Source organism: Bacillus sp. P4_D3 (assembly GCF_056401855.1).
Genome location: NZ_JBFUIN010000151.1, coordinates 1 through 7,160, shown reverse-complemented (window position 1 = coordinate 7,160; position 7,160 = coordinate 1). Strand labels below are relative to the sequence as shown.

Genomic DNA, 7,160 nt, shown 5'->3' with positions numbered 1-7,160 from the left:
ATAGAATACTCCGTACACCCTTCATAGCTCGTCTCCTTTTTTCATTTAGTATGGCACGCTCTGTAATTGATATACAAAAAAAGCTTAGCAAAATGCTAAGCTTTTATTTTGATAATTCCTGTAAAGAACCAAAGAATAAATCTGCTTCATTCATTTGTTCATTTTCTTCCGAAAGAGGTGGTAAATCATCTAATGTTTTCAATCCAAACGTATCTAAAAACTCTTTCGTCGTTCCGTATAAAATAGGGCGCCCCGGTCCTTCCGCTCTTCCCGTTTCTTTTATAAGTAAGTGTGAAACTAACGTTTGTAATGCCTTGTCTGTTTTCACACCTCGAATCTCTTCCATTTCTGTCCTTGTAATCGGTTGACGGTACGCAACGATTGCCAACGTTTCAAGAGCTGCTTGAGACAGTGACGCCGTTGTTGGGGTATCTATTAATTTTTGATAGTATGCAGCATGTTCTTTCTTTGTTGCAAAACGATACACTTTTGCATATTGCACAATTTGCAGACCGCGATTCGATCCTTCACATTCTTTTTGCATTTCCTCTATACTGTTTATTACTTCTTCCACTTCAACTTCCAGAACTTTAGCTATCTGTTCCGGATAAATCCCTTCGTCACCTGCAACAAATAAAAGCCCTTCAATAATCGCCTTTTGTTCTTTTCTATCCATTTTACGAACTCCTTCCTCCTATTTTCCATAAAAAATACACATAAAAAAACCGAATCACAGTAAATGCGTTCGGTTCAATATTTCTTCTCTCGTTCCAAACGATACATTAAAACCTAACATGAGATAAAATATTTCTATCCCATCTTCACTTGCTGGCTCTATAAGGATTTATTAGAGCTTGATACGAAAATTTCATCAAAATTATGTTCTTGCTCAATTATGATTTGTTGATTTTTCATTAGCTCAAGAACCGCTAAAAATGTTACAACCATTATTTCACGTTCTTCATCAGCAAACAAATCATAAAAACTTTGACGACCGCCTCTTACTTCTAACTGCTGTAGAATATCCGTCATTCGCTGTGCAATTGGTATTTCTTGGCGAGTAATTCGCGTTGTTACGGGGGTCTTTGCTTTTTTACGACGCATTAGCTTTTGAAATGCCGCTAACATATCATATAACGTAACATCAAGAGGTAAGCTTGTCTCCTCTTCTTGTTGAAATGATGTAAAATCAATTGGCGGACGTGTATATAGCTGTGCTCTTTCTTGTTCTCTTTCTTTTAACTCAGTAGCAACTTGCTTATATTTCTTATATTCAATTAACCTCTCCATCAATTCTTGACGAGGGTCATCTATAAAGTCTTCACCGTTATCAGGTACATCTTCTTCTTGTTTCGGTAACAACATTTTACTTTTAATTTGTAATAACGTTGCAGCCATTACTAAATACTCACTGGCAACATCTAATTGTAATTCTTTCATCGTATGGACATAAGATAGATATTGCTCTGTAATTTCCGCTACAGGAATATTATATATATCGATTTCGTAACGATGTATTAAGTGTAACAATAGATCTAAAGGCCCTTCAAAAGCCTCTACTTTAAAATTATACTGCACAAAGCATCCCACCACATTTTTTYTATAACACCATAAGTATAGAGCATACTCATGTTCTATCCAACCTTTTTAAGAAATTTAATTAAAAATAGACCTATGCCCATGTCATAATGCCCACCGCTTCATATGATAACAATGTAGTAAGAACAATGTAGGAGGTCAAAAAACTATGGGTCACGTTGATTGTGGTTTTAGCGGTGGGTTCGCATTACTTGTTGTACTGTTCATTTTACTAATCATTGTAGGAGCAGCTTGCTTCTGCTAATAGGAAGCAAGAAAGCGACTAGGGATACTTCCCTAGTCGCTTATTGTTAATATTTCTATGATAAACTGTACATATAACCGTTAGACAGGAGCGAAAAAAAATGTATCCTACCGAGTACATACAATTTTTAATTCATTTTCACGGAGACTGTGATTATTTTGAATGTCATGAAATATTAGAAGAGTATTGGAAATTAAAACCTAGAGGAGAACGCGACACTTACTTAGTCGGTCTCATTCAAATTGCTGTTTCCTTATACCATCACAGACGATCCAACTGGAATGGCGCAGAGAAGATGATAAAAAGCGCAATAGCACTTTTAGAAAAGAACAGTGTGCCGTTACATCAATTAGGAATAGATCATAAACATCTTATATTCTTATTAAATGAAAGGTTACAATCTATCCACAAAAAGGAATTTTTCGCGCCGTTATTTTTACCCTTATTAGACGCATCGTTAGAAAAACAATGCATACAGTTATGTAAAAAACAAAACCTCTCTTGGAAAGATGTGAATTTCATTCCTGGTGAATACATCATAAATAAGCACACATTGCGTGATCGAACAGAAGTCATTTCTGAACGACACGAACAACTACAAAAAAGAAAGCAGAGATAATAAACCACTTATCCCTGCTTTCATGAATGTATATTTTGTTCAAGCTCTTTACACTTTTTGCAAAAACTTGCTGTTTGCTCATTTCCGCAAATTGTAAACTCAAGAAATTTACTCTTAAGCTCTTGAACCATCTTCGTCCCAATCCCCATATGACGGTGAGACGGATTCACGCTCAAATGCTGAATTTCCAATACCTGATCTTCTTTTTTTATAATCCCCATTATCCCAACAAAATCTTCATTTTGTTTCCACAAATACAATTGCCAATCCTCTTTCGCTTCATACTCTTTCATTGTCAATTGTAATGTTTTTACATCTTTTTCAGTTGGCATAAATGAAAGAAGCCCCATTGCAATTTTTTCATAACTTTTTTTAAAACGAATTAACATAACCCTTATCCCTTCTTACAAAAGTTACAAACTATTTATCCCATCAATCACTCTTTTCATATCACATTCATTCTACAATATTTTTACCAGAGTGAGAAGAGGCTGAAACAACTTGATAATCATACAAAGCGTTAAGAAGAAAGTCAAATATATGTTTCCACGCTATTTCTCTCTATTACACCGCTCAAAAAAAGAGACAATACTGTATAGGAACTAAAAGGAGAATCCCTTTCTCATCACATTTCAATTATTAACCACTTTTGAACAAATTAGTTCTACCAAAAGCAATATGTTAAGAGAAATCCATTTATTGAAGCATATAATTCGTACTCCATTCTATGTATTTTGTTAAAAGTGTGTTCTGATGAACAATATATTTTAACGCTAGTAGTCGTCCTATTTGTGTCATATACTTTAAAATATATACCGATTCCTGTTTATAGAAAATAAAAAAAGAGAGCAAAATCGCTCTCTTTTTCTCATAACTTATTCTTCCCAAACTTTAACTTCTTTCATTACATCACCTTGACGCATGTTTAATACTGTTTCAATACCGCTTGTTGCTTTACCGAATACAGTATGTACGCCATCTAAATGCGGTTGTGGCTCATGAACAACAAAAAATTGGCTACCACCTGTATTACGGCCAGCATGTGCCATAGAAAGTGATCCAACAAGGTGTCTATGAGGATTTCCATCAGTCTCACATGGAATAGAGTAACCTGGGCCACCTGCACCTGTGCCTGTTGGGTCTCCACCTTGGCTTACGAAGCCAGGAATAACGCGGTGGAATGTCACGCCATCATAAAATCCTTGCTCTGCTAATTTTTTAAAGTTTTCTACTGTTTTTGGTGCCTCTTCTGGGAAAAATTCTAAATCGATTTTTTCGCCATTTTCCATTAATATGTATCCTAAAGTTTTCATATGTATATGTCTCCTTTCAACTATCTCAGCACTATATTACCATATTCATGACGAGAAACAAAAAGAATCCGACAATCTGCATACTTCTTTTTCGAAATGTGGAAAAAGCTAGGTGACAAATTTTAAAAATATACTATAATAACTGTGTTGCCCGAAAATTTCAGAAAGAGAAAGGGAGCGATTTTTCGTGAAAGCGAAATTACTAGCTCTGCTATTAGCTGTAGCCGTATTTATTATGCCAACAGCTTCATTTGCAGACATCATTGAGGGAGAATCAATTGTTACACTAGGAGAAAACTTATCTGAACAACAAAAACAAGAGCTGTTAAAAGAAATGAAARCACCAAAAGATGCTACAATCATCACTGTGTCTAATGCGGAAGAACATAAATTTCTAGAAGGAATTGTTCCAAAAGCACAAATTGGTACAAGAGCAATTTCCTCTTCTATGATTACATACACAAAACCAGGGTCTGGTCTCATTGTACGCTCAAAAAACATTAATTCGATAACAGATGCAATGTATACAAATGCACTTATTACAGCAGGTGTGAAAGATGCAGAGATTCAAATTACTGCACCATTTAAAGTTTCCGGAACTGCTGCTTTAACAGGTTTAATGAAGGCCTATGAAACAACATCGAACAAAGAAATTCCAGAAGATATTAAAAAAGTAGCCAATGAAGAAATGGTACAAACAGCAAAACTTGGTGATAAAATCGGTGAAGAAAAAGCAGTTCAACTTGTTGCAAAAATTAAAGAAGAAATTGCAAAAGAACAGCCAAAAACAACTGAAGATTTACGTTCATTAATTAAAAAAATTGCTGATCAACTTGGCATTACATTAACAGATGAACAGTTGGATAACTTAGTATCGTTATTTGATAAAATGAAAAATCTTAATATCGATTGGAACCAAGTTGGTAGCCAATTAGATAAAGCAAAAGACCATGTGTCTGCCTTCTTAGGATCTGAAGAAGGGCAAAGTTTCCTAGATAAAGTAAAAGATTTCTTCTCTAGTATCATTGATTTCGTTAAATCTTTATTCAAGTAAAAAAGAAGCTCGCCAGTGACGAGCTTCTTTTTTATACAAGTAACGGTAATTTCATAATAGCTTCTTCAACCGAACGAACAACATGATTTGCTTTCTCCTTCACATACGGATGAGCATGATGGAGGCTGAAGGAGTGCGGGGTTACTTCAAACATAGAAATATCATTGAAAGAATCTCCAATACACGCAACTTCATTTGCTTCAATTTGTAAATGTTCCATTAATCGCTTCAGAGCGCTTCCTTTACTTACACCTCTTGGCATAATGTCAACATATCGCTTACCCGATATAAAAACTTCTGCTTCACTATGAAATGTATCTCTCAACTCTTGATCTAATGCTACAATTTTTTCTTCTTCGCCAAAAACAAATAATTTCGCAGGATGTACAGTCTTCCCAAATTCCTCTTCTAATTCTTCGATTTCAGCAATATGCACTCCCATATACTCTTCAAAAGTATGGTGATGTTCATTCTTCCTTTTTGTATATCGCTGCTCATTTGCACAAACAATATCTGCTAGTCCCTTTTTATGTATATATCGATATATTTCCTGGGCAACCCCATCTTCAAAACTCGATTCATGAAATACCTTTCCATCCGGTAGTATCATTGTCGCTCCATTTAAACTAGTTGTGTAATACGGGAACGAAAACCTTTTTACCGCCTCATCAATTCGGTGAGTAAAACGGCCAGAGGCAAAACAAATATTTGTCCCTTTTTCAGCTAGCCAACAAAGCGCTCGTTCATCTTCTTTTTGCATATGATTCACATTGTAAACGAGCGTATCATCTAAATCACTTACAAATAGTTTAATCATGTCCTCTTCCCCTCTCATACACAATATCTACTCTAATTGTACAAAAAAAATGTTTGATTTTTGTTAAAAAAACAATAAATTTTCAATAAAAAATAAGCAGGAGCATAATCCCGCTTATTTTTGTCTTCGCACATTTTGAGGTCTTACAATACTTGGACGAACCTTTAAACTAGACATAGTTGGACGAAGTAAAATTTTCGTTAACGCGCCCCAATCAAACGGTAAAAACGGCCATAAATACGGTGTTTGCAAGCTTTTTATAGATGTTAAAAATAGAATCAATATCGTCATTCCAATGACAAATCCCATTTCATGAAATATGCCTGTTAAAATAATTACAAACAATTTCCCTATCTTATTCCCAAGCCCTAGTTCATAACTTGGCGTAGCGTATGCTCCAATCATAGAAACTGCTACGTATAAAATAACTTCTGGTACAAATAAACCTACATCAATTGCAATTTGACCAATTAATATGGCAGAAATTAATCCTGCTGCAGACGACAATGATGTCGGTGTATGAATGGCAGCCATCCTTAAAAACTCGAGCCCGATTTCCGCCATCAAAATTTGTAATAAAATTGGTAAGTGCGTCATCTTGTTTGGTCCAATGAAAGCAAGACTTTCCGGTAAAAGAGTTGGATTAAAAACAAAAACTAACCAAAATGGCAGTAAGAACAGCGAAAATATAACACCTAAAAAACGTACCCAACGTAAAAATGTACCTACAGCTGGATTTTGTCTAAACTCTTCTGCATGCTGTAAATGGTGGAAATATGTTGTTGGAGTGATCATAACACTTGGTGATGTGTCAACGAGTACTAACACATGTCCTTCTAATAGATGATTTGCTGCTACATCTGGTCTTTCTGTGTATCGAATAAGCGGGAATGGATTATAACCTTGTTTAACTACAAATTCTTCTACTGTTTTATCCGCCATCGTAATCCCGTCTACATCAATGTTATTTAATTCTTGTTTTATAATCTTTACTAAATCTGGATTTGCAACATCTTGAACGTATGTAATACAAATATCCGTTTGCGATCTATCTCCGACTCGAATCATTTCATTTCGAAGACGTGGATCGCRTATTCTTCTACGAATTAACGCTGTATTTACAACGATATTTTCAACAAAGCCATCCCTTGCACCGCGCACTACCTTTTCTGTATCTGGTTCTGTCGGTGTCCGGCCCGGATAACTACGAACATCTATTGCGAACGCTTCCGTTTCACCTTCCACAAATATAACAATGAGTCCCGATAATACTTGGAGCATTACCTCATCCATCGTTTTTACTTTACTTACTTGTTGATGAATTAAACGATTCTCTAAAAGCTTTACTGTATCTTCTTCTACATCCCTTATTTCATTTGTATCCACCGCTTCTTCTAAAATAGGGATAATATAATTCGTATCACAAAGTCCATTTACAAATAACACACCAATTTCTTTATTTAAAATTTGAAATTTACGAATACCAACATCGTATGTAACACCCAGTCCAACTG

9 protein-coding genes are annotated in these 7,160 nt (G+C 35.2%); 3 read left to right on the top strand and 6 right to left on the bottom strand.

Going from position 1 to position 7,160, the window contains the following annotated elements; genetic code table 11:
* Window positions 1-103: 103 nt before the first annotated feature.
* On the bottom strand, window positions 104-676 hold the full coding sequence (gene scpB / locus AC1DTM_RS15260) for an SMC-Scp complex subunit ScpB (protein ID WP_002111604.1): 573 nt from the start codon (window positions 674-676) through the stop codon (window positions 104-106).
* A 158-nt stretch (window positions 677-834) separates the two neighbouring features.
* Window positions 835-1,578: a segregation/condensation protein A gene (locus tag AC1DTM_RS15255; RefSeq protein ID WP_002111606.1), complete on the bottom strand. Its 744-nt coding sequence runs from the start codon at window positions 1,576-1,578 to the stop codon at window positions 835-837.
* A gap of 169 nt (window positions 1,579-1,747) precedes the next feature.
* Here AC1DTM_RS15255 and AC1DTM_RS15250 point away from each other — a divergent pair, with 169 nt between their 5' ends.
* Both AC1DTM_RS15250 and AC1DTM_RS15245 read left to right on the top strand, forming a co-directional pair.
* Entirely contained in the window at window positions 1,748-1,843 is a 96-nt protein-coding gene (locus AC1DTM_RS15250) for a YjcZ family sporulation protein (protein WP_000510194.1), read from the top strand.
* Between the two features lie 100 nt (window positions 1,844-1,943).
* Entirely contained in the window at window positions 1,944-2,462 is a 519-nt protein-coding gene (locus AC1DTM_RS15245) for a DUF309 domain-containing protein (RefSeq protein ID WP_002199444.1), read from the top strand.
* A 20-nt stretch (window positions 2,463-2,482) separates the two neighbouring features.
* On the opposite strand, the gene ribT is transcribed toward AC1DTM_RS15245, so the two are convergent.
* Window positions 2,483-2,851: a GNAT family N-acetyltransferase RibT gene (gene ribT, locus AC1DTM_RS15240; protein ID WP_000908403.1), complete on the bottom strand. Its 369-nt coding sequence runs from the start codon at window positions 2,849-2,851 to the stop codon at window positions 2,483-2,485.
* Between the two features lie 486 nt (window positions 2,852-3,337).
* Window positions 3,338-3,775 (bottom strand): peptidylprolyl isomerase, encoded by a 438-nt coding sequence (locus AC1DTM_RS15235; RefSeq protein WP_000853785.1) that lies wholly within the window; start codon window positions 3,773-3,775, stop codon window positions 3,338-3,340.
* A 187-nt stretch (window positions 3,776-3,962) separates the two neighbouring features.
* Here AC1DTM_RS15235 and AC1DTM_RS15230 point away from each other — a divergent pair, with 187 nt between their 5' ends.
* Window positions 3,963-4,829: a DUF1002 domain-containing protein gene (locus AC1DTM_RS15230; protein WP_477000434.1), complete on the top strand. Its 867-nt coding sequence runs from the start codon at window positions 3,963-3,965 to the stop codon at window positions 4,827-4,829.
* A 31-nt stretch (window positions 4,830-4,860) separates the two neighbouring features.
* On the opposite strand, the gene AC1DTM_RS15225 is transcribed toward AC1DTM_RS15230, so the two are convergent.
* Together AC1DTM_RS15225 and spoVAF are read right to left on the bottom strand one after the other, a co-directional pair.
* Entirely contained in the window at window positions 4,861-5,664 is an 804-nt protein-coding gene (locus AC1DTM_RS15225) for a Cof-type HAD-IIB family hydrolase (protein ID WP_033714022.1), read from the bottom strand.
* A 96-nt stretch (window positions 5,665-5,760) separates the two neighbouring features.
* Window positions 5,761-7,152, bottom strand: coding sequence for a spore germination protein SpoVAF (gene spoVAF / locus AC1DTM_RS15220; protein ID WP_477000435.1), 1,392 nt, complete (start codon window positions 7,150-7,152; stop codon window positions 5,761-5,763).
* Window positions 7,153-7,160: the final 8 nt, after the last annotated feature.